At 60.5% G+C, this 26,135-nt stretch carries 18 protein-coding genes; 5 read left to right on the top strand and 13 right to left on the bottom strand.

Annotation, left to right across the window (positions count from 1 at the left end):
* Nucleotides 1–59 precede the first annotated feature (59 nt).
* Nucleotides 60–1,325, bottom strand: a complete 1,266-nt coding sequence (waaA, locus tag HDE80_RS21240) for a lipid IV(A) 3-deoxy-D-manno-octulosonic acid transferase (RefSeq protein WP_184674272.1) — start codon at nt 1,323–1,325, stop codon at nt 60–62.
* Nucleotides 1,326–1,431: 106 nt separating this feature from the next.
* Here waaA and lpxL point away from each other — a divergent pair, with 106 nt between their 5' ends.
* The 3 genes from lpxL to HDE80_RS21225 all read left to right on the top strand — a co-directional run bounded on the left by lpxL (nt 1,432) and on the right by HDE80_RS21225 (nt 4,329).
* Nucleotides 1,432–2,349: an LpxL/LpxP family Kdo(2)-lipid IV(A) lauroyl/palmitoleoyl acyltransferase gene (gene lpxL / locus HDE80_RS21235; RefSeq protein ID WP_255484060.1), complete on the top strand. Its 918-nt coding sequence runs from the start codon at nt 1,432–1,434 to the stop codon at nt 2,347–2,349.
* A gap of 112 nt (nt 2,350–2,461) precedes the next feature.
* The gene (locus tag HDE80_RS21230; RefSeq protein WP_255484059.1) at nt 2,462–3,208 is read left to right on the top strand and encodes a polysaccharide deacetylase family protein; all 747 of its coding nucleotides are present in this window, start codon (nt 2,462–2,464) and stop codon (nt 3,206–3,208) included.
* Nucleotides 3,205–4,329, top strand: a complete 1,125-nt coding sequence (locus HDE80_RS21225; protein WP_184674233.1) for a glycosyltransferase family 4 protein — start codon at nt 3,205–3,207, stop codon at nt 4,327–4,329. Before HDE80_RS21230 ends, HDE80_RS21225 begins: the two co-directional genes overlap by 4 nt.
* A 15-nt stretch (nt 4,330–4,344) precedes the next feature.
* Here the strand turns inward: HDE80_RS21225 and HDE80_RS21220 are convergent, their stop codons facing one another.
* The 6 genes from HDE80_RS21220 to HDE80_RS21195 form a co-directional block, all read right to left on the bottom strand.
* Nucleotides 4,345–5,118, bottom strand: a complete 774-nt coding sequence (locus tag HDE80_RS21220; protein WP_184674231.1) for a glycosyltransferase family 2 protein — start codon at nt 5,116–5,118, stop codon at nt 4,345–4,347.
* Entirely contained in the window at nt 5,108–6,400 is a 1,293-nt protein-coding gene (locus HDE80_RS21215; protein WP_184674229.1) for an O-antigen ligase family protein, read from the bottom strand. The genes HDE80_RS21220 and HDE80_RS21215 overlap by 11 nt, the downstream gene beginning before the upstream one ends.
* 52 nt (nt 6,401–6,452) lie before the next feature.
* Nucleotides 6,453–7,580 (bottom strand): glycosyltransferase, encoded by a 1,128-nt coding sequence (locus HDE80_RS21210; RefSeq protein WP_184674227.1) that lies wholly within the window; start codon nt 7,578–7,580, stop codon nt 6,453–6,455.
* A gap of 79 nt (nt 7,581–7,659) precedes the next feature.
* Nucleotides 7,660–7,866 carry a zinc-finger domain-containing protein gene (locus HDE80_RS21205; RefSeq protein WP_184602587.1) on the bottom strand — a complete coding sequence of 69 codons (207 nt, stop codon included), beginning with the start codon at nt 7,864–7,866 and terminating at the stop codon, nt 7,660–7,662.
* Between the two features lie 131 nt (nt 7,867–7,997).
* On the bottom strand, nt 7,998–8,600 hold the full coding sequence (locus HDE80_RS21200; RefSeq protein ID WP_184674225.1) for a YceI family protein: 603 nt from the start codon (nt 8,598–8,600) through the stop codon (nt 7,998–8,000).
* A 103-nt stretch (nt 8,601–8,703) separates the two neighbouring features.
* Complete coding sequence (locus HDE80_RS21195) at nt 8,704–9,297, bottom strand: malonic semialdehyde reductase (protein ID WP_184674223.1); 594 nt, start codon at nt 9,295–9,297, stop codon at nt 8,704–8,706.
* 133 nt (nt 9,298–9,430) lie between these two features.
* Here HDE80_RS21195 and HDE80_RS21190 point away from each other — a divergent pair, with 133 nt between their 5' ends.
* Nucleotides 9,431–10,408, top strand: coding sequence for a mitochondrial fission ELM1 family protein (locus HDE80_RS21190; RefSeq protein WP_184674222.1), 978 nt, complete (start codon nt 9,431–9,433; stop codon nt 10,406–10,408).
* A 54-nt stretch (nt 10,409–10,462) separates the two neighbouring features.
* Here HDE80_RS21190 and glnE read toward each other — a convergent pair whose 3' ends face one another.
* A complete protein-coding gene (glnE, locus tag HDE80_RS21185) occupies nt 10,463–13,306 on the bottom strand; it encodes a bifunctional [glutamate--ammonia ligase]-adenylyl-L-tyrosine phosphorylase/[glutamate--ammonia-ligase] adenylyltransferase (protein ID WP_184674220.1) in 2,844 nt (947 codons plus the stop codon).
* A 201-nt stretch (nt 13,307–13,507) separates the two neighbouring features.
* Here glnE and HDE80_RS21180 point away from each other — a divergent pair, with 201 nt between their 5' ends.
* Nucleotides 13,508–15,409, top strand: a complete 1,902-nt coding sequence (locus tag HDE80_RS21180; protein ID WP_184674219.1) for an LTA synthase family protein — start codon at nt 13,508–13,510, stop codon at nt 15,407–15,409.
* Nucleotides 15,410–15,675: 266 nt separating this feature from the next.
* Here HDE80_RS21180 and HDE80_RS21175 read toward each other — a convergent pair whose 3' ends face one another.
* The 5 genes from HDE80_RS21175 to groL form a co-directional block, all read right to left on the bottom strand.
* Entirely contained in the window at nt 15,676–19,299 is a 3,624-nt protein-coding gene (locus HDE80_RS21175) for a type I restriction endonuclease (RefSeq protein WP_184674218.1), read from the bottom strand.
* Nucleotides 19,296–20,687: a restriction endonuclease subunit S gene (locus HDE80_RS21170; RefSeq protein WP_184674217.1), complete on the bottom strand. Its 1,392-nt coding sequence runs from the start codon at nt 20,685–20,687 to the stop codon at nt 19,296–19,298. The genes HDE80_RS21175 and HDE80_RS21170 overlap by 4 nt, the downstream gene beginning before the upstream one ends.
* Complete coding sequence (locus tag HDE80_RS21165) at nt 20,684–21,856, bottom strand: Fic family protein (RefSeq protein ID WP_184674268.1); 1,173 nt, start codon at nt 21,854–21,856, stop codon at nt 20,684–20,686. The genes HDE80_RS21170 and HDE80_RS21165 overlap by 4 nt, the downstream gene beginning before the upstream one ends.
* 145 nt (nt 21,857–22,001) lie before the next feature.
* Nucleotides 22,002–24,329 (bottom strand): class I SAM-dependent DNA methyltransferase, encoded by a 2,328-nt coding sequence (locus tag HDE80_RS21160; RefSeq protein WP_184674216.1) that lies wholly within the window; start codon nt 24,327–24,329, stop codon nt 22,002–22,004.
* 146 nt (nt 24,330–24,475) lie between these two features.
* Nucleotides 24,476–26,125, bottom strand: a complete 1,650-nt coding sequence (gene groL, locus HDE80_RS21155; RefSeq protein WP_184602593.1) for a chaperonin GroEL — start codon at nt 26,123–26,125, stop codon at nt 24,476–24,478.
* Between the last annotated feature and the right edge of the window lie 10 nt (nt 26,126–26,135).

Genomic DNA, 26,135 nt, shown 5'->3' with positions numbered 1-26,135 from the left:
TAAAAAACGGGCCATGCGGCCCGTTTTTTTTGCCTGTGACTGCAACTACTTTCTGGCAACTATTCCTGCAACAACGTGTCGATCATCTGCATGATTCGGTGCACCGCACCGCGCTCGCGATCAAAAACCTTTTGCGCCGCTTGTCCCATCCGTTCACGTTTGGCCGGATCCAGAAGCAATGCGAGTACGTCTGGCCCGAGCGCTTCATTGCTTGCCACGCGCTCCGCACCGCCCTGTTGCATCAGGCTGAGCGTGATCTCTTCAAAATTGAACGTATGCGGCCCTACCAGCACCGGTATCGACAGTGCCGCAGGCTCCAGCACATTGTGTCCACCGATCGGTACCAGACTACCGCCAACAAAGGCGACCTCCGACGCCGCAAAGAATGGCATCAACCGCCCCATCGCATCGATCACGAATACCTGATGCATTGGCAACGGCAAACCGTCGACGCTGTAACTGGCCACCGTGAAACCCAGGCTCCGCACGGACTGCTCGACCATGCGGAATCGCTCCGGATGGCGCGGCGCCAGCAACAGCAGCGCATCGGGCAAACGCTTGAGTACCTCAAGATGCGCCTGCAGGATGGCCAGCTCCTCGCCTTCATGGGTACTGGCCGCCATCCACACCGGCCGCCGCGCACCCCAGTGTTCGCGCATCGCCGCGCCGTCACTCACGGCACCGCAGGGTATCGGCATGTCGAACTTCATATTGCCTGTGACCACCATCTGCCGCGGATCCGCGCCCAGCAGTCGATAGCGAGCGGCATCGGTGCGTGACTGCGCAGCAATCTGCCGAACGCAGCGCAATGATGAACGCACCAGACTGCGCATCGGCTTGTAGCCACGCAGTGAGCGCTCCGACAACCGCGCGTTGACGATCATCAGCGGTATGCCGCGTTTGCGACACGCAAAGTAAAGGTTCGGCCAAATTTCGGTTTCCACGATCAGTGCAAGCTGTGGCCGTACGCGCTGCATGAAACGGTTCACCGAAAACGGCAGGTCATACGGCAGATAGACATGGAACACGCTATCGCCAAACAGCTGATGGACTCGGGCAGTACCCGTGGGAGTCACCGTCGTAATCACCAACGGTGCGTTTGGATAATCTCTTTGCAACGCCTTGATCAAAGGTTCGGCTGCGTTGACCTCACCCACCGATACGGCATGGATCCAAAGGCTGCCGCTGCCCCCCGGCGCCTCGAAGAAGCCAAAGCGCTCCGGCCAACGCCGGTGATAGGGACGCGAACGCACACCACGTGCCAGAAGCCGCAGCACCAGAAGTGGCGTAGCCAGGTACATCGCGATGGTGTACAGAAAGCGCAGCAAGGTATTTCACCCATCGGCCGATAAATCAACGTTCGAGTATAACGACAGCAAACCAACCAAGCCGGATCGAGGGCCGCCCGCTACAATGCGAACGATGCCCGGCATGCCCCGACCCGTTTTTACCCGCTCATTACTTGCACCGCGCCACTGGGCCGCCTGGCTTGGCCTTGGTGTGGTCTGGTTGATCGCGCAGTTGCCGTATGCCGCGCTGCTTTGGCTGGGTCGACGTCTTGGCGGGCTGATATTGCGGGTACCTTCGGCACGACGAGACATCGCCGAAACCAATATCGCGCTCTGTTTTCCGGAGCTGGATAAGGCCGCGCGCCGCAAACTAGTCGACAGCAACCTGCGCGACCTTGGTCTGATGCTGGTTGAGTTTGCGCTTGGCTGGATGGGTAGCGAGAAAAAGATCGCAAGCATCCCCATCGTCATCGAAGGATTGGAACATCTGGAACAGGCTCGCACCAACGGTCAGGGAGTATTGCTGGTCGGTGGTCACTTTTCGCATCTGGAACTGTGCGCGCGACTGGTCTCCCAGCGCATACGCATTTCTGGCATGTACCGAAAAATGGATTCGGCTATCTTCGAATGGGCGGTACTGCGTGCCCGACTGGATTACGCCACCACGATGTTCGACAAGGATGATTTGCGCGGCACAGTGAAATACCTGCGCAGCGGTGGCACGGTCTGGTACGCACCCGATCAGGACATGCGCAGCAAGGACAGCGTGTTTGTGCCGTTCTTCGGCATACCTGCGGCCACCATTACCGCAACCCATCATCTGGCACGCATGTCCGGTGCCGTGGTGATTCCCTTCTTTCATCGGCGGCTACCGAATAACGGGGGCTATGTTCTGCGTCTTGGAGCCGCGCTGGATAACTTCCCGAGTACCGATGCCCTGTCCGACACGGCACGGGTGAATGGCTGCATCGAGCAGATGGTGCGCGAGGCACCCGAGCAGTATCTGTGGGCACACAAACGCTTCAAGAGTCGACCTGAAGGGCAGCCAACGATCTATTGATTCGCGACAGATTGGCGACAGGAAGCCGCTAGAGAATCGCGCATCGCCTGGAACAACCCCGCCAACTAACGGCAAACGCATAGCCAGGCTGCTCAAGGAAGACCGCCTGCCCATGACTCAAACAGCTACGCCACGCACCGCGGCCATCCCGATCCTGATGTATCACAACATCGCGTCGGCGCCACGCGACCTGAAGGTCTACCGCAGTCTGTACGTCAGTCCGGGGGCGTTCGCGCGGCAAATGTGGCTATTGCGTCGATGGGGATATACCGGGCTGTCAGTAACAGCGGCCGAACCCTATCTGCGCGGCGAAAAAAGCGGGCGAATAGCCGTGATCACGCTGGACGATGGTTATGCGGACAACGTGCAATCGGCCATGCCCGTGCTTCAGAAGTACGGTTTCAGCGCCACGTGCTACGTCGTCAGCGGCCAGATCGGTCGATACAACAGCTGGGACGATCAGCGCCTGGGTATCCAGAAGCGCCTGATGACCACCAAGCAACTGCGTGAGTGGCAGGGCGGCGGCATGGAAGTCGGGGCGCATACACGCTCGCATCCGCGACTTACCCAGTGCGATGAAGCCCAGCTGCGCAGTGAAATCCAAGGCTGCAAGGATGAACTGGAGGACAGCCTCGGCAACGAGGTAACCCAATTCTGCTATCCCTATGGCGACGAGAACGAACGCGTGGTCGCCGCTACACGCGAAGCCGGCTTCAGCGCGGCGACCACCACGCACCGCGGCCGCGCCGTTGCCGGCGACGACCTCTGGCGGCTGCCGCGCATGCAGATCGCCCGGCACCATCTGCTGCCGCAATTCGCCATGAAGGTATTTTCCGGCTACGAGGATAGGCGGCGATGAAATTCCTGTTCGTCGGCACCAATCCGGAACACACCGGAGCGGCTACCCATTTCGTGGCTCTGGCACAGGCCATGGCGGGAGCCGGCCACGACGTCAGCGCCATCGTCTATCCGGACGGGCTGATTTCGCACGGTCTCGCGCAATCCAATGTACGCCTGCACCACGCCAAGTTCCGCAACATCTTCGATCTGCGCGGTTATCGCGCCGTGTTTGCCGCGGCAAAGCAGCAGCGACCGGACTGGCTCGTCGGCAATTTCGGCAAGGAATACTGGCCGCTGATCCTGTGCGGCTGGCTGCTCGGGGTGAAAGTGGCGCTGTTTCGACATCGCACACCGGCGATGAGCCGTGTCTCGGGCTATTTTCTGCCGCGACTGGCGGATCGGTTTTTCGCCGTTTCGAAATATGCGAGGCAGGCTTACCTCGACAGCGGCGTTCCCGCCCAGCTGGTGCAGATTCTGTACAACCCGGTCAACATGGACGTGTACAAACCAGATGCTGATCAACGCACCCGTACCCGGCGTGAACTCGGCATTCCGGATGAAGCGATCGTGGTTGGCTACTTTGGCCGGATGAGCGATGGCAAAGGCATCTTCACCCTGCTTGAGGCCGCCAGTTCGGCGATGCGCGACGAGCCAAAACTACATTGTCTTTGGGTCGGTGAAGGCCCTGATTCGACGCTTCTGCGTGAGCGCATCGCGCTCAATCCCGGCACGGCTGATCGGCACCACTTCACCGGCTGGAGGCAGGACGTGCATACCTACTACAACGCCATTTCCATGCTGGCCTTCCCATCAAAACTGCCAGAAACCTTTGGGCGCGTGGCTGTAGAAGCGCAGGCCAGCGGCGTGCCGGTATTGGGAAGCAATATTGGCGGCGTGCCCGAGACCATGTCGCATGGCACTACTGGATGGCTGCTGCCGCCGACTGACGTACAGGCGTGGAAAGATTCCATCTTGCGATTGAGCAATCCGGAAGGTCAGCTGAAAATGAGCTCTGCTTCGCGTGATTTCATCGCTGATAATTTCGGTGCGCCAGTGATTGCCGAGGCGTTCTCAAAACTACTGGCTGCCGAGGTAGTGAGATCCGGCGCGCGTGAAAACAGCGCAGCCGCGCCGCTCTGAATTGATTTGTACAAATCAATGTTTCGGCATGCGCGATCGAGCGCTTTGCCGAGCCTCATGAAGTTTTGCGTACTTCAAGAACGCATAGAACGCACCCGTGACACTGGCGATGAAACCAGCCCAACCATTGAGAAAATAACGTTTACCCACGTACTGGCGCAGGAAAAACAACGGCGGATAAGCCACCATGCGAATCCCCGTAAACCGCTGCCGTTTGCGCAGTTTGTACGCCACCATGCCGGTGGTGTAGCGGTTGATTTTTTCGACGCGAGTGGCAATGTCGCCATCGCCATTATTGACGAAGTCTGCCTTGTACAAGGTTTTTACCGGGCCCCTGACTTCAACCGCTGAATGGACCTCGACATCATTCATGCCGCCTCGGCGGCGATCGAATAAACGCAGATGGCCGTTACGCCAACTCAAGCGGTGTTGCACAGTCCAGAACATGCGTTCCCGACGCGGCAGGCGAAAGCCGGCATGGCGTGGGGCGACCAGGGCCGCCTCGATCACCTCGCGCGTGCCAGGCGAGAGAATCTCGTCGGCGTCCAGATTGAGAATCCAGTCATGGCTGGCCATGTCGTATGCCCGCTGTTTCTGCGGACCGTAGTCATCGAACGCATGCTCTGCTACACGCGCACCGTGGCTTTTGGCGATGCTGATGGTGGCGTCGGTGGAGCCCGAGTCGAAAACCACGATCTCCTCTGCCCAATCAACCTCGCGCAGACAGGCATCCAGCGTATCGGCATTGTTGAACGTGATAACGACAACCGACAGAGGCTCACGCAGCACGGACATTCTCCATATCTGCATGGCTCTCGACGATGGTCGGTTCGACAAACATCGCTGCGCACCACAGACCTAAAAGCCATCCGAACAGTAAACCCCACCATGCCGAATAGAAGGCCAAATGGGTATTCAATGGAAACAGCATCACGCCCAAGGCTACCGTTGCAGGGAACGCGCGCGAGCGCGCGCCGGATCCGACTCGCCGCCAGGCACGGAAAGCAAGAAAAGTTGCGGCCAGCCAAAGCAGCAAACCGATAGCGCCAGTTTCGGTGAGTATTTCCAGTATCAGCTGGTGTGGATGACAGGCACCTTCACCGTCACCGCATGCTTCAGCGACGACAAAATGGTCGTTAGCCGGCGCGTAGTGCGGATAGGCATAACGGAAGCCGCGCACACCCACACCGTTGATCGGATGCGCTGCAATCATCTCAGTACTGGCGTGCCAGATATCCAGCCGACCGCTGAGCGCGGTATCCGCGGACTGGCTGTTTCCGCGCAATGCAAGCATGGTCAGATCCATGCGGTCGTGGAAGCGTCCGGAAGTTTTCCATGCGAGGCCGGCCGCGAGCGCCAACACGATGACGCCGATCGCGCAGAATCCGATAAATCGCCCCGGTGTTCTTGCCTCGCGCCAGACAAACGCCAACGCCACCAGGACGTAGCAAAGCCACGCCGCGCGTGAACCCGCCAATAGCACCGGACCCAGCAGAAAGCCGAAAGCCAACAGCAAGCCTGGCAAACCCCATCGGCGCGACGCAGCCCAAAGTGCGAAGGGGGAGAGCACCGCCAGCGTTGGGCCCAGCTTGAGATTGGTGGCGCCAAAAATGCCGGAGATGCGCTCGACCTGGGCGTGCCCGCCCAGGCTCCACCCAGTCAGCGCCTGAACCCAGGCGTCGACCGCCCAAACAGCCAGTACCAGCGCGATGCCGTCGTAGAGCGCCTGCAACTTGTCTTCTCGCCGAATCGCAAAGCAGGCATACAGCCCCAACGGTACGTAACGCAAAATCGCCGCTACGGTACCCCAGCTTTTACCGGGAACGATAGAATCAAAGGTGGACAGCAATGCTGCTCCCACATAGGCGGCCAGCAGCCACAGCAGCAATTGTGCGCCGGCATGTTCCTGCAACGCCCGAGGATACCGCGCGAACAGCAGGATCACGCCGAGCAGGCATAGAACCGTCCCCAGCTCCGAACTGCGACCAAACGGCAATAGAGCGACCACCAGCCAGAACGGCAATAGCGGCGAACGCAATACAGCCTTGAGCGAGGAACCAATGGAAATCATGCAGCCGCCGCAACGAATACGATCCCGCATTGTAGGCGAGCGAAGGTTCGCGTCAGCTACTGGTGACTTGTGCGTATAGCGCCAGTGTGGCCTCTTGCATATCAACCAGGCGGTAGCTTTGCAGCGGTGGAATCGGAGGCGCCACCCGAAGCAGTTCCGCCGCACGATCCACCAGTCGCTCGCGATCACCGGGTGGCACGCGACCAGCCGGATAGAGTTCCGCCAGCAATTCACCGACGCCGCCGTGTGCGTAGCCCAGCACAGGCCGGCACAACGACAACGCCTCGATGACCGTGCGACCGAACGACTCGGGTTTGTTTGACAGCTGCAGCACCAGGGTAGATACGGCATAAATGTCACGAACGTCACTACGCGACGGTGTAAGTACGACTTGCGAGGTGATACCGCGCACGCGGATCAGCTCCTGCAACTCCGCCAGATAGGCTTCCCGACCCGGCTCAACCACACCAAGCAACAGCAGGCGTGCCTCGATACCACGGCGCTTGAGATCGGCGATCAGCTCGATCGCATCATGATGGCCTTTCAAGCGCGTACCGCGGGCGGGAAGCGTCAATAGCGGTGCTCCGGCCAACGCCGGGTACTCAGCAAAAAACGCTTTCGTCCACGCATCATCCGGTCGATGACCGTAGGGAAACGCCGCTGGATCGATTCCACGCGGAATCACCCGCACCCTGCTCGACTCCAGCCAGCGATAATGACTCAGCACGTAATCACGCAGCGTTTGGGAGACCGCAATCACTTTTTCGCCGCGCAGCAGAATCGCGCTGTAGCGACCGGGCGAGTTGAGGCCATGCACGGTAGTGACGAAATGAGGCCGTGGCATCAGGCTCTTGATGGCCCACCAACCCAGCCACGCCGGCAGCCGCGAGCGGGCATGCACGATGTCGGGCTTGATCTCGCGGAGCAACTTTCGCAAGGTCCCCAAGCGGCCCAGCGTACTCAGTGACTTGCGCGCGACATCCAGTGTGATGTGCTCGCTGCCCTCAGCCTGCAGCTGTTCGACCATGCGGCCACCGGCCGAGACCACGACCGAGCGGTGACCAGCCTGCACCAGCGCACGTGCGATTTCCAGGGTCGAACGCTCCGCCCCACCCGCTTGCAACCGGGGAATCAGTTGAACGACGGTCAACAGTTTTGTGGGTGCGGCAGCGCTGGACATGAACTCTGGGCTGATGGCTTTCATCCGTTATGTGAAGCAAAAACAGTGCCGTCAGGTGCCGCCGAGTAATGCAGGCGGATCAGTCGCGCAGCACGTATCTAGCGCCACAGTAGGCGCAGACAGACTCTCCGTCGTCACCGACGATAGGCAGATAGACCTTCGGATGCGAATTCCACAATTCCATGCCAGGCATGGGACAGGACAGCGGCAGGTCCGCGCGCGTCACTTCGTAACGATTTTCGGCATTTGCCGGCACCAGCGGCACGGCAGAAACAGGGCGCGACATGGAAGGGCTCCGAGCAATAAGGCAATGGGCGCATGGTAACAGGCTGCAACGCTCCTGCCGGAGGCGGCCGCACAGCAGGCATGAAAAACCCGCACTGTCGCCAGCGCGGGTTTTCGGGTCAGCGGCTCTGCTTACTTGGCGGCGGCAGCGTCGGTTTTTGGCACCGAGCCCTCGGTCGTGATGCGGATCTTGATCTCGTCGCTGACGTTCGGCACATACGCGCCCACGCCGAAGTCCGAACGCTTCAGGCTGCCGGTGGCATCGAAACCGATCGACTGCGCCTTGGTCATCGGGTGTACGCCGCTCTTGTTGAGCTTGGCGTCCAGCACCACGGACTTGGTCACGCCGTGTACCGTCAGATCACCGGTGACCTTGAACTTGTCGCCGCCCAGCGGCTGCACCTTGGTGCTCTTGAACGTCACGGTCGGGTACTTGCTGGCGTCGAAGAAATCCGGCTCCTTCAGGTGCGTGTCGAGAGCGCTGACATGCGTGTCGAGATTGGCCAGCGGCAGGGTCACTTCGACCGTGGACTTGGACGGCTGCTTGTCATCGAACACCAAGGTGCCACTGCCCAGCGACAGGTTAGCGGTCGGGTTGGAAAACCCGAAATGGTTCCAGGTAAACAGCACCATCGTATGGCCAGGATCGAGCTGATAGGTAACCGGCGCGGCCTGCACCGACGACACAGCAGCGCCGAGCAAACCGGCAATGGCGAGAAAACGAAGTGCGCGCATGGTGAATCTCCGTGGGAGTGATGTGAGGACGAGCGAGGTTAAAACGATATGTTCAACGACAGGAACTGACGATCCCTTGCGGCAATCGAGTGAAACTACCCAATCAGGCGATCGTGCACGCTTCATCAAACGTGAGTCGAGGGCTGCGGGCAAACAGGTTACGGCTGGCGTCGCCGTAACCGATATTGATCAGGAAGTTCGATTTGATCGGCGTACCGGCAAAAAAGGCCGCGTCGACGCCGGCCTGGTCGTAACCCGACATCGCGCCACAGTCCAGACCCAGCGAGCGCGCTGCCAGCAGCAGATACGCGCCCTGCAAACTGGAATTGCGGAATGCCGTGGCGTCGATCATCGCCTGGTTGCCGACGAACCAGCTGCGCGCATCAGCGTGCGGGAAGAGCTTCGGCAGTTTTTCATAGAACGTCTGGTCGCTGCCGATAATGGCCGTCACCGGCGCTTCCAGCGTCTTGGCCCGATTGGCTTCGGACAGGAACGGTGCCAGCTTTTCCTTGGCTTCTTTCGACTTCACGAACACTACGCGCATGGGCGAAGAATTGGCGCTGGTCGGGGCAAATTTGGTCAAGTCATACAGCTGATGCAGTTGTTCGTCGCTGACACTCTTGGGCAGCCATGCGTTGAATGTGCGGGCCTCGCGGAACAACTGGTCGAGGGCGGCCTCGGAAAGCGTCTGGCTCATCGGTATCCTCTGCGGTAATAGCGCACCGTCGCGGCGCGGTAGATGTTCAGTGTATATGTGTGCTGTTACCAACAGATCATGGGCTTGAGGAACGTACTGTGCTCTCAGGGGAAACAATGCCGCGCCACCGACCATGCTGAAACTGCGCGGCGAATGCTGGGCAATTACCGACAACGCGGCTGGCAACCAGCGTCAGGCCTTGGCGCTGGCCGAGCGACTTGGCCTGCCGGTGCGGCATCTGGTACTGGAACCTCGGGCGCCCTGGTCGTGGTTGGCGCCGAGGCTTTCCATCGGTGGCCCTCTGGCGCTGCATCCAGACCAGCGCAGGCTGTTTGAGCCGCCGTGGCCCAGCGTGGCGATCGGCTGTGGTCGCGCCGCAGCACTGTTCACCCGGCAACTGCGCAGCCTTTCGCGCAGCCGGTGCTACACCGTGCAGATCCTCGATCCGCGGATCGGTCCTTCCCATTGGGATACCGTGATTGCGCCACTGCATGATCAGCTCAGCGCCACCAACGTATTGACGCCGCTGGGCTCGCTCAACACCATCGATGACAGTTGGCTGGCAGACGGCCGCGACTCCTGCCCCGCACTGGCCGAATTGCCTCAACCGCGCGTTGGCGCGCTGCTGGGCGGTCCGCGCAAAGGCATTACCCTGGATGCTGACTACGCCCGCCAACTGGCCCGTCATCTGCTCGACCGACATCAGCGGGATGGCGGCAGCCTCTTGGTACTGGCCTCGCGACGCACCCCGCCGGCACTGATCGACATCTTCAGCCAGGCGTTTCGAGCCGTGCCCGGCCTGATTTGGGCCGGGCCTGACGACGGCACCAATCCCTATCCTGGAGTGCTCGGCTGGGCCGACCGTCTGGTGGTCACACCCGACTCGGTAAACATGCTCAGCGAGGCATGCGCGGTGGGCTGTCCCGTGCACACCTTCACCCTTGCCGCGTTACCGGCACGGATCGAACGTTTTCATGCAGGCTTGCGCGATGCCGGCCTGCTACACGATATCGATGCCGATGCACCTGCGTTACAGCTGCCGTTGCGCGAGACTTCTGCTTTGGCCGACGAACTGTGCAGGCGTATCCGAGCACGACAGGCGTTGTCATGACGTCTCGGCAGTCAATGTTTTTCACGCGAAGCGACTATCTCGACGAAGCTCACTTCAGTCGAACTTGAAACCCAACATGTCCGCTACTTCCCGCACACCGGCACACACTTGCTGCAAGTCGGCATCGCGCGGCGCAAGCCGCGGGCGCAGATCCATCGTGCAGGTAAGCGAACGCTGCAGCAGGTCGGCGTGGGCAACGATCAGGATCGCAGCCTGATTGGCATCAAGCAGTCCTGCGGCACGGCAGGCCTCGATCATGCCGGCATTGGCGGTGACATCCAGCAGCTCAGGATGCTGCGAAGCATTCGCCAGCACCAGCCCCTGCAGCAGAAATTCGATGTCGAGCAAACCACCGTATCCCTGTTTTAGATCAAGCTGGCGCTTATCCGAGCGATCACGCTCGGCGCGCCAGCGCTGGCGCATGCTGCTGACTTCGGTGAGCACCGTCGCGCGGTCGCGTGGCGCCGAGAGAATGTCGCAACGTACCTCGGCCAGATCCGTGTTGAGTGCCGCATCGCCGGCTACCGGCCGCGCACGCAGGAGCGCCTGATGCTCCCACGTCCATGCGCGACTTTTTTGGTACGCGGTGAACGTATCCAGACTGCTGACCAGCAAACCCTTGGAACCATCCGGGCGCAGCCGCGCATCGACTTCGTAAAGACGACCGGCGCGGGTCAACACAGTGAGCCAGTTCAGCACGCGCTGAGCCAGCCGCTGATACCAACGCACACCCTCCAGCGGGCGGTCACCATCGCTCATCACCCGCGCGCGGTGGCTGTCGTAGACGAACACCAGATCCAGATCCGACGCAAAGCCCAGCTCCTTGCCGCCCATACTGCCGTAGCCGAGTACGGCAAAACCCGAGCCTGTGCCCGGCAGACGACCATGCTGTGCGATAAGTTCGCGCTCGGACAGTGCGGTGACGGCAATGACCACCGATTCGGCGAGCGTAGCCAGCCGTCGCGCCGTAGCGACAGCATCGACGCGGCCATCGTTGAAAGCCAGCCCTAGCCGGAACGCCGTGGATGCCTTGAATTCGTTGATGCGTTCGAGCTCGGCCTCGGCTTCACGCTCGTCCAGCGTGGCCAGCACGCGGGTGATTTCGGCCACGATGTCGACGCGCTTGAACGGCAATTGATCGATGCGCGGATCGAGCACGTCATCCAGCAGCAGCGGCTGCGCGATCACGCGCTCCGCCAGAAACGCGCTGTCGGCAAACAGCTGCACCAGTCGCTTGCGCGCACCGGGCTGCTCTTCCAGCAAGGCCAGATAGGACGAGCGCCGCGCCACCGCCTGCATCAATCGGCACAGGCGCAACAGGCACGGTACCGGCGCGACACTGAGTCGCGCGGCGTCGAGCAACTGTGGCATCAGGTGATCGAGCTGCTCGCGTGAACGCATAGACATCGCGCGCACGGCGGCGGCCTGCGGCAGTTTCAGCAGGGCATCGGCCAGTTCGCCACCGGGCAAGAAGCCGGAGGCTTCAAGCGCGCTGGCGTCGAGCGACTCGTCGCACGCCTTTTGCCACAACACCAGGTCCGCCACCGGCACGATGGCAGCACGACCACCCTTAGGCATAAGCACGGCAGCGAATTCTTCGCTGACGTTGCTGCGGTGCACAGCCAGCGCAGCATCGAGCGCCTCCCAGTCGGGATAGTCGAGGCTCAGCGCGATACGCTCGCGACTGAGTGCATCTTCGGGGATATCGTGGGTCTGCGCATCGCGCAGCATCTGCACGTGGTTTTCAACCTTGCGCAGCAGGATATAGGCATCGCGCAACAGGTGGGCGCGGGCCGTGCCGATATGCCCACGCGCCTCGCATTCGGCCAATGCAGGCAACAGGCCGCGCACGCGCAGGCTCGGTTCGCGGCCAGCGCGGATCAGCTGGGTCAACTGCACGATGAACTCGATCTCGCGGATGCCGCCAGGGCCTAGCTTGAGGTTATCGACCAGATCCTTGCGCACCACCTCGGCATCGATCAGCGCCTTCATCTCGCGCAGGCCGGCAAACGCGGTGTAATCAAGATATTTGCGATAGACAAACGGCCGCAACAGTTCCTCCAGCTGTTTGCCGGCCAGTCGATCACCGGCTACCGGACGCGCCTTGATCCAGGCATAACGCTCCCAGTCGCGGCCTTCGCTCTGGTAGTACTGCTCCATCGCACCGAACGAGAGCGCCAGCCGGCCAGCATTGCCGAACGGCCTCAGGCGCAGATCGACCCGCGCGCAGATGCCGTCCATGGTCGGCTCATTCAGCAAGCGCACCAGCTGGCGTCCAAGCCGCACGAAATACTCGCTGTTATCGAGCGTACGGGCGCCGTCGCTCTGGCCACCCTGCGGATAGGCCAGTACCAGGTCAATGTCAGAGGAAAAATTCAGCTCACTGCCGCCGAGCTTGCCAAACCCCACCACCACCATGCGCTGCAGTTCGCCGTCCTGATCACGGCTGTAGCCGTAACGCGAGGCCAGTGCACGTTCGGACCAAGCCAGCGCTACGCCGAGCAGAACTTCGTAGAGAACGCTGGTCGCCGACAGGGTCTCGGGCAGTTCATCCAGCCCATTGACGTCGCGAAAGACCAGCCGCAGCGCCTCGGCTTGGCGAAAACGGCGTAATACCTTGAGGCAGGTGGCTTCATCCTCCGGCAGTTTCAAATCCTCGACGCGGGCGTCCGCCGCGCTGACGGAATGCAGGCGCTCCAGCCCCTGCGGCGACAGCAGCTCTGGCTGACGTGACCATACGTCGAAGGCAAAGTCGCTGGCCATCAGCGTGCGCCGGATGCGTTCGGCGGCGCCGTCATCGTGCTGCAAAGGCACGCTGGCAGCGCGACAGCGGGCGATCAGATCACCGTAACGATCGTCGATCAGTGCGCGAAGTGCGGCAGATTCATGAACTGGCATCGGGATATTGTGCCGCACGGAGCAAGGTTGCCGCCCTGAATGGCCGACGGCAACTTAACGGTTGCACCGTAAACCGCCTCCGTACGTGGACGTTTTACAGCCATGTGCAGGCGAGGTTTGCCTTTTCGCCACCCACACTGGGTTCATCTGGGCTCGATTACATTTCCGTGTCCAAACCATGTCAGCAAGCGCAGGACTGTCATGCCGTTGCATTCCTCCCAGTCGGTTCTTCAACCGCGCACGCTTGCGGTACGTGCGGCGCTGCTGCTTTTCATGGTGCTCGCGTTCGTCCTGCTGACCAGCCTGCTCGATGGTGGTCCAGGTGTAGCGCCGCTGCAAATCTTGCAGCAACCACGCTTTCCGCTGGCCAATGCATGGCCAGGCCTGCTGTTGGCTGGCGTACTGCTGGTGCTTACACGCCGACTCCTGTTGTCGTTCGGACTGGCCTTTCTGCTGCAGGGCGTGTTTTATGCGGTGAATGCCTTGAAGGTGGAAAACCTTGGCACGCCGCTGTTGCCCGCCGACTTCCGGATGGTGGGGCAATTGCGCAAAGGCGGCGCACATCTGCTGTTTGGCTATCTGCCGCATAGTCCTTGGCCGTATCTCGGACTACTGCTCGCGGTGACGCTGGTCGTTGCGATGTGGCGCTTCGAGCCACCGCTATTCGCCCGTCGCACCGGTGGCAAACGGCTACTGGCCGGTAGTGCGATGGCTGCGCTGCTGGTGACTGTGCTGATGGGCATGTCGGCGTGGGGGAAAATCTATAACGGCCGGGTGCTGTGGATGGAACCCTGGTCGGCATCGTCCACCAGCGTGCACTCGGGAATGATCAGCTCGTTGGTGATGTTTCAGCTGCAGAACAGCCGCAAACAGCAGAAGCCAGACCATGCCGCGGCGAGCCAGCTGATCGACCAGTCAGCTGCGGCCATGAAGCAGTACATGCAAATGCCACCTGCCGGACACGAACTACCCGATATCGTGGTGATTCAAAGCGAATCGTTTTTCGATCCAACCATCATGCGCGGCTATGAGCAGAGCCAGTTCACCCCGAACCTGAAGCGGCTGGCAGCGCACGGCAGCAGCGGTCCGCTGCATGTACCGACGTTCGGCGGCGGCACCATCCGCACCGAGTTCGAGATGTTGACCGGACTGTCGTTGCGTTACTTTGACAACCTGCAGTTTCCGTATCTGCAGATGAACAGCAAGACGGTGCCGAGTCTGGTGCGCACGCTCAACAACCACGGCTACGACACCATGGCGCTGCACGGCAACGATCCCACGTTCTGGAATCGCAGCACCGCCTTCAAGGCGCTGGGCTTCAATCGCTTTGTGTCGCAATCGTCGTTTCCTGCCAACGCGGCGATCGACGGCAAGTACATGGCCGACAGTGCAATGACCGACGAGATCATGGCGCAGATGAAGGACAGCGGACCGCCGCAATTCGTCTTCGCGATCAGCATCGAAGCACACGGCCCTTACGACGTCGAGCCGGTGCATGGCGACGAACGCGACGCCATCGCCGTGCCCAACGGCCTCGGCGATACCGACAAGCGTGAGCTGCAGAATTACATCTATCACATGCGCCACGCCGATGCCGAGCTGGGCCGGCTGGTGGCCTGGCTCGCCAAGCGCAATCGCCCGAGTCTCGTGCTGTTCTACGGCGATCATTTGCCCGGCTTGACCGACAGCTACCGCACCACCGGCTTTGTCGATGGCCAGGACATGCTGAGCGAGGCCGGTACGTGGTTGATGGTCGACCCGCACAATCTACTCGGCAAGCCGACGACGATGGAAACGGCTGCATGGCTGCTGCCCGGCAAACTGCTGGAACAGGCCGGCATCCATGATGACCCGTACTTCGCGCTGACCACACTGGTCGGTCCGCAGCTGGCAGCGCTGACCAAAGCTCCCGGTGCCGTGCTGCCGGCAGAAGGCAGTGACGAGCAGCGGATTGATCAGGCGATGTCCAGCGTCGAGCAACTGCGCATGAGCGGCAAGCTGGACGGCCTGCTGCCCAAAGTCGATACGAGCCAAACCAGTGGCATCGTGCGTGACGACACAGGATCGGCACCACCATCGGCTCCCGCGGCGCTGTTTCACTAAACGTAAGAGCGCAGCTCGCCGTTGGTTTGCGCTCTGGCCTGACGATCAACCCGAATCACGATGCCGAAGGCACCCAAAAGAAAACCCCGCCTTGACGGGGTTTTCTTATTTGAAGCTGAGAAGCGGGACTTAGAAGTCCATACCACCAACCGCAATGCCGTGCGTGTAGCAAAATCCTCTCCATCTGTGCCTTAACCGAACCGAAGCGCGACTGGCTTCTGGCAGATGGCTTTCGACGAAAGTGCGCGGTTTGCAAAAGCCGCACCTCAGGGCTCGTCATAGGTCAAACTGAACACCGTCTCGGTCAACCAATGGCGGAACGATTCATTATCCTGGAACTGCTTGAACAACTGGGCGTCATCCGAGAACAGCGCGGTGAGCACTCGTTTTAATGCCTTGTCGTGCTCGATACGAGCGTTCTGTCGGTCCGAGTTCTGTCTGGCATTCTGATAGGCCTGATCGGCCGACACTCGGGTAGGTATTTCACCGATGAGGCGCTGCTCCATGCGCTGCGGATCGGCAAACAAGCCAACGAATTGCTCGTTGAAGGCCTTCACAATGTTGGATAGCGTATCCAGTTCCGGCTCCGGTTTGCGGCCGCCGCTGGAGGTAGGAACGGGCTCGATCTCGGCGTCGGCGTCGGGTAATGCAATCGCGAGGGTGGCCTTTTTCTCGGCGCGGTAGCTGTCCATGTCGATGGCATCGAGGATGCCCTTGGCCAGGTCTTCCTCCACCGGTGCGGGCAGCTTGGCGATCAGGAAATTCAGGAAGATTGACAGCTTCTCCCAGGCTTGCACGCCGTAGGGGAGAATGGTGGCGAGGAAGTCGTAGGTGCGCGTGAAGGCCTTGGCCCTGCCCTTGAACGCGACCTGCCCCTCTTCATCGAGGTCTTGTACATAGACAGCGACGCAGGCATCGAGGATCGGATCGAGCCGGTCGCGGTCCGCACCGTCCAGGTACAGTTGCACTAACGTATCGATCTGTTCCGGCGCATAGACCTGGTAGCTGTCCAGCTCGTATTTCAGCGTGTGCAGCTTATCGGCGTCCGTCTCGCGGCAGAGGATGGTAGTGCGGTAGTAAGCGGCGAACGCCTTTTCGATGGTGTCAACGTCGTTGTGGAAGTCCAGCACAAATACGTCGTGCTTCTTCGGGTGCGCACGGTTCAAGCGCGACAGCGTCTGCACCGCCTTGATGCTCGACAGCGCCTTGTCCACATACATTGTGTGCAATAGCGGCTCGTCGTAGCCAGTTTGGAACTTGTCGGCGCAGATCAGGAAGCGATACGGGTCCTCTTGGATGCGCTCGGCAATCTCGCCGCCGGGGAAGCCGTTCAACCTCGCCTCGGTTACCTTCTCGCCTTTGTATTCCGGCTCGCCGGAGAAGGCGACAATGGCGCGGTACGGGCTCTTGATTTCCGCCAGATAGTCGCGGAAGGCGAAGAAATACTGGATCGCACGCTCAATGCTGGCGGTCACCACCATCGCCCGCGCCTGCCCGCCAATCTTGTGCTGGCCGATCACCTGCTCGTGGAAGTGATCGATCATGATCTCGGCTTTGTCGCGGATCGCCTTGCTGTGGCTCTCCACGTAGACGCGCAGTTTTTTGCGTGCCTTCTTGACGTCGAACTCGGGGTCGCCGGTGATGGTCTTAGCCAACCGGTAATAGCTTTCCACCGGCGTGTAGTACTTGAGCACATCGAGGATAAAACCCTCCTCGATCGCCTGTTTCATCGTGTAGGTATGGAAAGGCCGGTACTTGGTCTCTTCGCCCACCCGATACGGCGCACCAAACATCTCGAGCGTTTTGTTTTTCGGTGTGGCGGTAAAAGCGAAATAACTCGCATTGTTGAGCATCTTGCGCGACGCGATGATCGCATTGATGCGATCTTCGAGATCCTCCTCGCTGTCGTAGTCCGCGGGTTCTTCGGCCAGCGCCATGTTGAGCTTGCTGGCGGTGCGCCCGCCCTGGCTGGAGTGCGCCTCGTCGATGATGATCGCGAACGCGCCGCTGCGATGTGCGTCGCCGATGCGGTCGAGCACGAACGGAAACGTCTGCACGGTCGAGATGATGATCTTCTTGCCATCGCGCAGGAATCTAGTGAGCTGCTCGGTCTTCGAACTGCCCGCGCCTTCCTTCACCGCGCCGATCAGGGTCGAGACCTGGGCGAAGCCGCGGATGGTTTCGCGGATCTGCCGATCGAGCAGGCGCCGGTCGGTGATCACGATGATCGAATCGAACAGCTCGTGCCCATCCTTGCGCAGGCCGATCAACTGGTGGGCCAACCATGCGATGGAGTTGGACTTGCCGCTGCCGGCCGAATGCTGGATCAGGTAACGCTTGCCGACACCGAACCAAGCCGCATCGGCGAGCAGTTTGCGCACCACATCGAGCTGGTGGTAGCGCGGAAATACCTGCACGCGTTTCTTCTTGCCGGTCTTTTCGTTCTTCTCTTCGACGATCTGCGCGTAGTTTTCCAGGATGTCGGTCAGGCCACCCGGCGTGAGGATGCGCCGCCACAGATAGTCGGTCTTGATCCCGTAAGGGTTGGGCGGGTTGCCAGCACCCTGATTCCAGCCCTGGTTGAACGGCAGGAACCAAGACTCCCTGGCCGTACCCTTGCTGCCCTTGAGCTCGGTACACATGCGCACTTCGTGGTCGTCGAGCGCGAAGTGCACCACGCAGCGGCCGAACTGAAACAGCGTCTCGCGCGGATCTCGATCGCGCTTGTACTGCTCTTCAGCATCTTCGGCAGTCTGCTTGGTCAAGCTGTTCTTCAGCTCAAAGGTAGCCACCGGCAAGCCGTTGATAAACAGCGCAAGATCCAGCGAGCGTTTGCTCTGCTCGCGGCTGTAATGCAGTTGTCGGGTGACGCTGAAGCGATTGGCGGCATGTCGCGCGACGGCCTTGGCATTCTCCGGCGAGGGCGTGCCATAGAACAGGTCGATCTGATGCTTGCCGTGGCCGAAGCCTTTGCGCAGCAGATCGATGGTGCCGCGCCGAGTGATCTCGCCCTGCAACTGGGCAAGAAACTTGCGCCGGCTGGGGCCGTCATGGCGCAGGTCGAGCGCGGCGGCGATCTCTTCCTGCGTCTTTTCAAGGAATGACACAAGTTGTTCCAGATCGACCGCGTATTCACGCTCGTAGTCGGCGTTGCGGCCCGCGATCCAGTCGAAGGCAGTCATGGCGCTGACGATCAGCGATTCCAGCCCCTCCTCCTTTATATTCGTTATCTTGGTTATCGGTGGTTTGTCCACCGGTGTCGGCCGTGCAGTTTCGATCAGCTTGATGCCACCGTCGAGACCGAAGGCCGCTCGTGAACCGGGAACGGGCAGCGCCAGCTCGAGTTCGGAGCCTGCCGGCAATGCAAACTCATCCAGGAAGGCGATCAGCCGTGGATCCTGCGCCTGGAAGGCGAGGATCAGGCGTTCGGCGGCATCAACTGGCAATTCAATACGGACAAGTGAGCTATTGCTGGGCGCGACCGCGACCAGCTTGACATCGGCGACCATCACGCCCGCATAAGCCGCTATCATTCGCACCAATTGCACGCGCTGGAAATCGCCCATGTCGGCGGCATCGCGGGCCAGGATCAGGTCGACCATCGCCTTCTGCGCCACGCTCATCGGCTGACTGCCATTAGTGCGCAAGGCCCACGGCTGCAACTTGTAGGACTCGAAGTCCTTGGACTTCCAGCCTTGCTTGTCGGCCATCGTGTGGCAGTTGGCACAGAGCGCGATCAGATTAACGGCGTTGTGATCCTTGGTTGTCCGCCACGGAATGATGTGTGCCAGCTCGATCGACAAGCCGAAGCCACAAACCGCACAGCGATGGCAGGAGGCGTGCAGCACTTCTCGCTGGACGCCCAGTGGTATGGCGGGCCGGTCGCTCATTCGGTGTCCTCGAATTCCAGTTCGTCCGTGGTCTCGTCGATGGCGGCTTCATCGGCTGCCGCGTCGACGATCTCGGGCAAGCTCGCTGCTGCCACCCGCACATCCAGCTTGCCGGTAACGACATCGGTGGTCAGACGGGTGCGATATTCCTGCATCAGGGCGATTTCGCGTTCGGTACGGGTGATGGCTTCTTCCAGCGGGGTGGACTCGGCGCGTATCCGCGCCACGATTTCACGCTGTTCTTCAATGGGGCACCAGAGCAGCGGAATTGCACCAATTTGACCGAGTCGAAGATGACCAACTGTGCTGCCATTTGAAACGTGTTGAATGTAGGCGCGCACGACTGGCCCATAGACCGAATGAAGCAGAAACTCCGGATTGAGCTCACTTGGATTAGGGCGCATGTACATCATGCGCTGACCCATGCAGAGGTTCTGTAATTCGGGAACCAGGCATGCTTCGCCCATGGGCGCTTCCCGCGTAAAAAAAACATCGCCCGAACGTGGCGCACCGCGTTGAGTCCATATCTCGAAGTTCTCGCGATCAGTGGGGTATGAGCCGCGCAGCGAGAAGCGACCGTTTCGAATATTCGTGGTACGTACCACCACATACTCGCCGCCATCCACTTGATCTGGCGTACGGTTCTTGCAATCGACGATACGGCTGCAGAGTTGCTTTGCTCGACGAAGCTCCCAATGTGCCGGAATATCACCCAGCCACTCGATACCTGAAGGCTTGAGCAGCACATCGGGATCCAGCCCGCGCGTCACCGCACGATGGGTGATAGCCTGTTTCTGCTCGTTCAACAGCGCGATCAACTTGCGCTTGGCGCGGATAAAGCCGTCGATCTTGCGGTTGGCGTGATCCAGAAAGCGCACGATGGCGGTTTGTTCGTCGGGCGGCGGCAAAGGCAGCTCAACTCTGCTCAACCGCCCGTAGTCAATGTTTTGTCCTTCGCGGATGCCCGTGACAAAAAGCCCAAGGCTTTCGATGAACTGACGGGACTTGAAGAAATGAAAGAAATATCTACTCGCTACTAATGCCCTCGGACGTAGCACCGTGTAAGCCGGGCTAATTATTCCGCGGCAGTGCGCCACCTCAATCCCTCCTTGGAACGACCGGAGACTTATTACGAAATCTCCCTTTTCGACCAGCTTCAAGAGGTGGAGGTCCTTCTGTGCCGTGACAGTTCGATTCTCGTAATCCTCCTTCTTGACCACGCCTTTTGATTGGGTAGCGGCGAGCAATGGCTCGCGTGGGAAGCCCTTTTGGACACGCTCCTGAAATAGCACTTTCGTTCGGCGCAGCGACCATTGCTCCGGATAGCTTCCAAGCCAAGGCAGCTCCGAATCCTTGTACGCCGCATACGGCTTCAACCCATCGATCATGCCGGCGCCCCTTCCGCCGCGTCACCCGGCTCGCCGAACAATTCGATATACGCCTGATAGCGGAACAGCCGATTGCGCCGGTAACCGGTGGCTTCCACCAGTACGCCCAGTTCCACCAGCCGCGAGACCAGGTTGTTGGCAGCGGTGAAGGTGGTGGTGGTCAGCGCCTGCACGTCAGCCACCGAAACAATCGGTCGCTGGTAAAGCTGTTCAAGCACCTTGTGGCCATTACCGGCTGCGCGACCGAGGCCGGCGGTGACCCTGGCACGGTGATCCTCGCGCAGGGCCAGAATGCGCCGAGCGGTTTCAGTGGCCTCGCGACTGACGCTGGCAACGCCGCGCAGGAAAAACCCCAGCCACCCTTCCCAATCGCCACCATCCCGGACTGCCTGCAGCCGCTCGTAGTACTCCGTGCGATGTTGCTTGAAGAAGTGCGACAGATAGAGTACTGGCTTGAGCAAAATTTCGCGCTGACAAAGCAGAAAGGTGATCAACAGGCGGCCTACGCGACCGTTGCCATCGAGAAAGGGGTGAATGGTTTCGAATTGCGCATGCGCCAAGCCGATCTGGATAAGTTGGGGCAGTTCGCTGTCAGCGTGCAAGAAGGTTTCCAGTGCGCCGAGTGCGAGCGGCACTTCGTGCGGCGGCGGCGGTACGTAGCTCGCTTCATTCAACGTGCAACCGGCAGGGCCGATCCAGTTCTGCGAGACGCGCAGCTCGCCCGGCGTCAACCGCATGCCGCGTACGCCCTGCAACAGCCGCTCGTGAATTTCGCGGATCAGGCGCACCGACACCGGCAGTTCCTGCAGCCGGGACAATCCATAGTTCATGGCTGCAACGTAGTTGACTACTTCGTCGACATCGCGCGGACGATCCGGCGCAAGGATATGTGCCTCCGCAGCGAGCAGGTCCTGCAGCGAACTTTGCGTGCCTTCTATCTGACTGGACAGCACCGCCTCCTTGCGGACATACATGAAAACGAACAGATCGGGATTGGGCAGCGTCTGAATCGAGCCATCGAGGCGACCGAGCGCACGATCAGCCAGTGAAAGCAGAGTCTGCAATTCGCCTTCCAGCCGCACGGACGGCTGCGGAGGCAAAGGAGTGGGGAAGAATGCGCGATAGCCGGTAGGCTGGGCGATATATCGCCCGGCGCGGTGAGGCTTCATCCCATCGCTGGCGCGAGGATCGGGCGTGCTCATGCGAGGCTGGCTTGCATATGGCCCAAATTTCCGTGCATATTAAACACAGCCTGCAATATAAAGTTGATTTGGCGCTGTGTGCAAGGCAGCCTGCGATACGCGAACCAGCGCCTCATGCCGTCACATCGCTGACGATTTCCGACAACAGGCCTTCAGTCTCCTGCTCCAGTGCCAGAATGTCCGCGCTGATCTCAGCCAGACTGCGCAGCACCGGTGGTTTGTAGAAGTGCCGGGTAAAGCTGATCTCGTAACCGACCTTGGTGTCAGCCTCGACGATCCAGGCATCCGGCGTGTACGGCAGCACCTCGCGGCGAATGAAGGCCTCGATACCGCCCGCTTCGAGCAGCGGAATCTGTTCGTGGTCGCGCAGCTCGCTGTCAGGCTCGTACTCTACGACCCAGGGCTTGCCGTCCATTTGCACCGCGTACAGGCCGCGCAACGGGTCAGGCTGAACTTTGCCTGGTTTGTGGTGCTTGCGGATGACCGGCGGCGCATCCTCCACCCGCCAGCTCACCGCATTGACGATCACCCTCCTGTCGGTCGCGCTCAACTTGATATCCAGGCGCGCGAGCACAGTTTCGAGTTGATCGACAAAGTCGTTGTGGTCCTCGAACAAACCATCGCCCAGTTCTTCGCGCAGGCGCAGCGCGGTGTCGACCAGCATCGCGTCGCGCTTCCAGGTGTCCACGTTGAGCAATTTCTTCTTCTTTTTGTCGGACAGGCTGCGCGCAACAGGTACTTCCTCGCCGTCGCTCTCATCCTCGGCGTCGGATTTGCCCCAGTCGTTGAGGCGTTGTTCCAACTCCTTGCGCACCGAGGCGGGAGCGTCGAACAGCGTCTCGCCGAGATCGTCATAGAGAGCGGCGCGAATGTCCTCGTCGCCAGAGGCAAAGCGCAGGGTTTCGATGCGCGCGCGACTGAGTTGGCTGTGCAGACGCAGCGGGCGCTCGACCTTGACCTTCCAGTAACCGAAGGCGGCGGTGGGAAAGATCTTGGATTGCTCGCTTTCCTCAAACGCAACGAACGTATCGCAAATGCGGCGGATATCCTCGGCCGACAGCTCGCAGTTCTTCTTGCCCATATTCTTGCGCAGCGGGTGAAACCACTGGCTGGCATCGATCAGCTGCACCCGGCCCTGCCGGTGCACGGGTTTGCGGTTGCTGAGCACCCAGACGTAGGTGGCGATGCCGGTGTTGTAGAACATGTTCAACGGCAGGGCGACGATGGCTTCAAGCCAGTCGCTCTCGATGATCCAGCGACGGATGTTGCTTTCGCCCTGCCCCGCGTCGCCGGTGAACAGCGATGAACCGTTGTGTACCTCAGCAATGCGGCTGCCAAGCGGGGTGTCGTGCTTCATCTTGCTCAGCATGTTGGCCAGAAACATCATCTGGCCGTCACTGGAGCGGGTGATCAACGAGTATTCCGGTTCATCGCCATGCTGGATAACGAAGCGCGGATCACGCAGATCCTTCTTGCCGCCCATACGCTCAAGGTCACTCTTCCAACTCTTGCCATACGGCGGATTGGCGAGCATGAAATCGAAGCTCTGCGCGCGGAACGCGTCGTTGGAAAGCGTGGAATGCTCCGGTCCGCCGACGATGTTGTCGGCAGCATCGCCATCGCCCTTGATCAGTAGATCGGCCTTGCAGATCGCGTAGGTTTCGCCGTTGATCTCCTGGCCATAGAGATGGGTTGCCACCTGCTTGCCGTGTTCGCGGGCAATCTGCTGCAGGGTTTCTTCCGCCACGGTCAGCATGCCGCCAGTACCACAAGCGCAGTCGTACAGTAAGTAGGTACCCGATTCGATCTGCCCGGCCACCGGCAGGAACATCAGGTTGGCCATCAGCCGTACGGCATCGCGTGGGGTCCAGTGTTCGCCGGCCTCTTCGTTGTTGTCCTCGTTGAAGCGACGCACGAGTTCCTCGAACAAGGTACCCATCGAATGGTTGTCGAGCGCAGGCAGGTCGCCCTGCGCCTGCGGACCTAAGTTGATGTCCTTGTCGAGGAACTTCTCGATCAGCGGACCGAGCGCGTCAGCCTTGGACAGGCGTGGAAGCTGGTGGCGAAACTCGAAGTTGTTGAGGATGTCCTGCACGTTCGGCGAAAAGCCGTCTAGGTAGACCTCGAAGTCGTCCTTCAGCTTTTGCCGGGTGGCGCGCGACTTGAGATCGCGCAAGCGGAACGGCGACGTGTTGTAGAACGCCTGGTTGGCGGCGGCGCGCAGAGCATCGTCCTGATTGGTGATGTTCTCGCGATCGAGCGCGGCCTTCATGTCCAGCACGGCCTGTTTGGTCGGCTCTAGCACGGCGTCGAGCCGACGCAGCACCGTCATCGGCAGGATTACATCGCGATACTTGCCGCGCACATAGATGTCGCGCAGCACGTCATCGGCAATATTCCAGAGAAAATTGGTGAGGGTGTTGAGTTGGGCTTGATCCACGAATGTATCCCTAAAATCATCTCGGAATGATAGGGGACAGCGGCACGCTTTGCTGCCAACCAAAGGTAATGAAGCACACTCACGTCACTACCAAAAGAAAACCCCGCCGAAGCGGGGTTTTCTGATTTGACGCAGGGACGACAGACTTAGAAGTCCATACCACCCATGCCGCCCATGCCGCCGCCCTGACCACCGCCATGACCGTGGCCGTCGTCTTTCTTCGGCACTTCGGCAACGATCGCCTCGGTGGTGATCGCCAGACCGGCAACCGATGCAGCGTGCTGCAGAGCCGAACGAGTCACCTTGGTCGGATCCAGGATGCCCATCTCGACCATGTCGCCGTACTCGCCAGTGGCAGCGTTGTAACCGAAGTTACCCTTGCCTTCCTTGACGCGCTGTACGACAACCGACGGCTCTTCACCGGCGTTGGCAACGATGGCGCGCAGCGGGGATTCCAGCGCACGACGGGTGATCGCAATGCCCAGGTCCTGGTCCGGGTTGTCGCCCTTCAGGCCTTCGACAGCCTTCAGTGCGCGGATCAGTGCAACGCCACCGCCGGGAACCACGCCTTCTTCGACGGCTGCGCGCGTGGCGTGCAGGGCGTCTTCAACGCGTGCTTTCTTTTCCTTCATTTCGATCTCGGTGCCGGCACCGACCTTGATCACGGCAACACCGCCGGCCAGCTTGGCCACGCGCTCTTGCAGCTTCTCGCGGTCATAGTCGGACGAGGTCTCTTCGATCTGCGCCTTGATCTGGCCGATGCGCGACTGAATCTTCTCGGCTTCACCGGCACCGTCGATGATCGTGGTGTTTTCCTTGGTGATGACGATGCGCTTGGCGCGACCCAGATCGGCGATCGTGGTCTTTTCCAGCGACAGGCCCACTTCCTCGGACACGACCTGACCGTTGGTCAGCACCGCGATGTCTTCCAGGATCGCCTTGCGACGATCGCCGAAGCCCGGCGCCTTGACGGCCGCAACCTTGACGATGCCGCGGATCGTGTTGACGACCAGGGTGGCCAGCGCCTCGCCTTCGACTTCCTCGGCGACGATCAGCAGCGGCTTGCCGGCCTTGGCGACGGCTTCGAGCACGGGCAGCAGCTCGCGGACGTTGGACACTTTCTTGTCGTGGATCAGGATGTACGGGTCGTCCAGCTCAACCTGCTGCGAAGCCTGGTTGTTGATGAAGTACGGCGACAGATAGCCGCGATCGAACTGCATGCCCTCGACGACGTCCAGTTCGTTCTCGAGGCCCGAACCTTCTTCAACCGTGATCACGCCTTCCTTGCCGACTTTCTTCATCGCGGTGGCAATGATGTCGCCAATGTTGGTGTCGGAGTTGGCCGAGATCGTACCGACCTGGGCAATTTCCTTGTCGTTCGCGGTCGGGTTCGAGAGCTTCTTGAGCTCGCCGACAGCGGCGATCACCGCCTTGTCGATGCCGCGCTTCAGGTCCATCGGGTTGATGCCGGCGGCAACCGCCTTGAGGCCTTCCTGGATGAACGCCTGGGCCAGCACGGTCGCGGTGGTGGTGCCGTCACCGGCGACGTCGGAGGTCTTGGAAGCGGCTTCCTTGACGATCTGCGCACCGAGGTTTTCGTACTTGTCGGCCAACTCGATCTCTTTCGCGACGGACACGCCGTCCTTGGTGATCGTCGGCGCGCCGAAGCTCTTCTCGAGCACGACATTGCGGCCCTTGGGACCGAGGGTGACCTTGACCGCATTGGCCAGGGTATTCACACCCTTCAGCATGCGGGCGCGGGCGTCTTCGCCAAAACGGACTTCTTTAGCTGCCATGATTTTTTTG

The organism is Rhodanobacter sp. A1T4, from assembly GCF_014207185.1.
GTDB lineage: Bacteria > Pseudomonadota > Gammaproteobacteria > Xanthomonadales > Rhodanobacteraceae > Rhodanobacter.
The sequence above is the reverse complement of the archived record's forward strand: the minus strand, read 5'-3'. Positions and strand labels throughout refer to the sequence as shown.

Excerpts from the sequence above, each read along its gene's own strand:
- HDE80_RS21205 (WP_184602587.1), bottom strand. The coding sequence starts at position 7,866 with ATGTCGCGCCCTGTTTCTGCCGTGCCGCTGGTGCCGGCAAATGCCGAA.
- lpxL (WP_255484060.1), top strand. The coding sequence starts at position 1,432 with ATGCCCCGACCCGTTTTTACCCGCTCATTACTTGCACCGCGCCACTGG.
- HDE80_RS21175 (WP_184674218.1), bottom strand. The coding sequence starts at position 19,299 with ATGAGCGACCGGCCCGCCATACCACTGGGCGTCCAGCGAGAAGTGCTG.
- HDE80_RS21170 (WP_184674217.1), bottom strand. The coding sequence starts at position 20,687 with ATGATCGATGGGTTGAAGCCGTATGCGGCGTACAAGGATTCGGAGCTG.
- HDE80_RS21210 (WP_184674227.1), bottom strand. The coding sequence starts at position 7,580 with ATGTCCAGCGCTGCCGCACCCACAAAACTGTTGACCGTCGTTCAACTG.
- groL (WP_184602593.1), bottom strand. The coding sequence starts at position 26,125 with ATGGCAGCTAAAGAAGTCCGTTTTGGCGAAGACGCCCGCGCCCGCATG.
- HDE80_RS21195 (WP_184674223.1), bottom strand. The coding sequence starts at position 9,297 with ATGAGCCAGACGCTTTCCGAGGCCGCCCTCGACCAGTTGTTCCGCGAG.
- glnE (WP_184674220.1), bottom strand. The coding sequence starts at position 13,306 with ATGCCAGTTCATGAATCTGCCGCACTTCGCGCACTGATCGACGATCGT.
- HDE80_RS21180 (WP_184674219.1), top strand. The coding sequence starts at position 13,508 with ATGCCGTTGCATTCCTCCCAGTCGGTTCTTCAACCGCGCACGCTTGCG.
- HDE80_RS21225 (WP_184674233.1), top strand. The coding sequence starts at position 3,205 with ATGAAATTCCTGTTCGTCGGCACCAATCCGGAACACACCGGAGCGGCT.
- HDE80_RS21190 (WP_184674222.1), top strand. The coding sequence starts at position 9,431 with ATGCTGAAACTGCGCGGCGAATGCTGGGCAATTACCGACAACGCGGCT.
- HDE80_RS21230 (WP_255484059.1), top strand. The coding sequence starts at position 2,462 with ATGACTCAAACAGCTACGCCACGCACCGCGGCCATCCCGATCCTGATG.
- HDE80_RS21215 (WP_184674229.1), bottom strand. The coding sequence starts at position 6,400 with ATGATTTCCATTGGTTCCTCGCTCAAGGCTGTATTGCGTTCGCCGCTA.
- HDE80_RS21200 (WP_184674225.1), bottom strand. The coding sequence starts at position 8,600 with ATGCGCGCACTTCGTTTTCTCGCCATTGCCGGTTTGCTCGGCGCTGCT.
- HDE80_RS21165 (WP_184674268.1), bottom strand. The coding sequence starts at position 21,856 with ATGAAGCCTCACCGCGCCGGGCGATATATCGCCCAGCCTACCGGCTAT.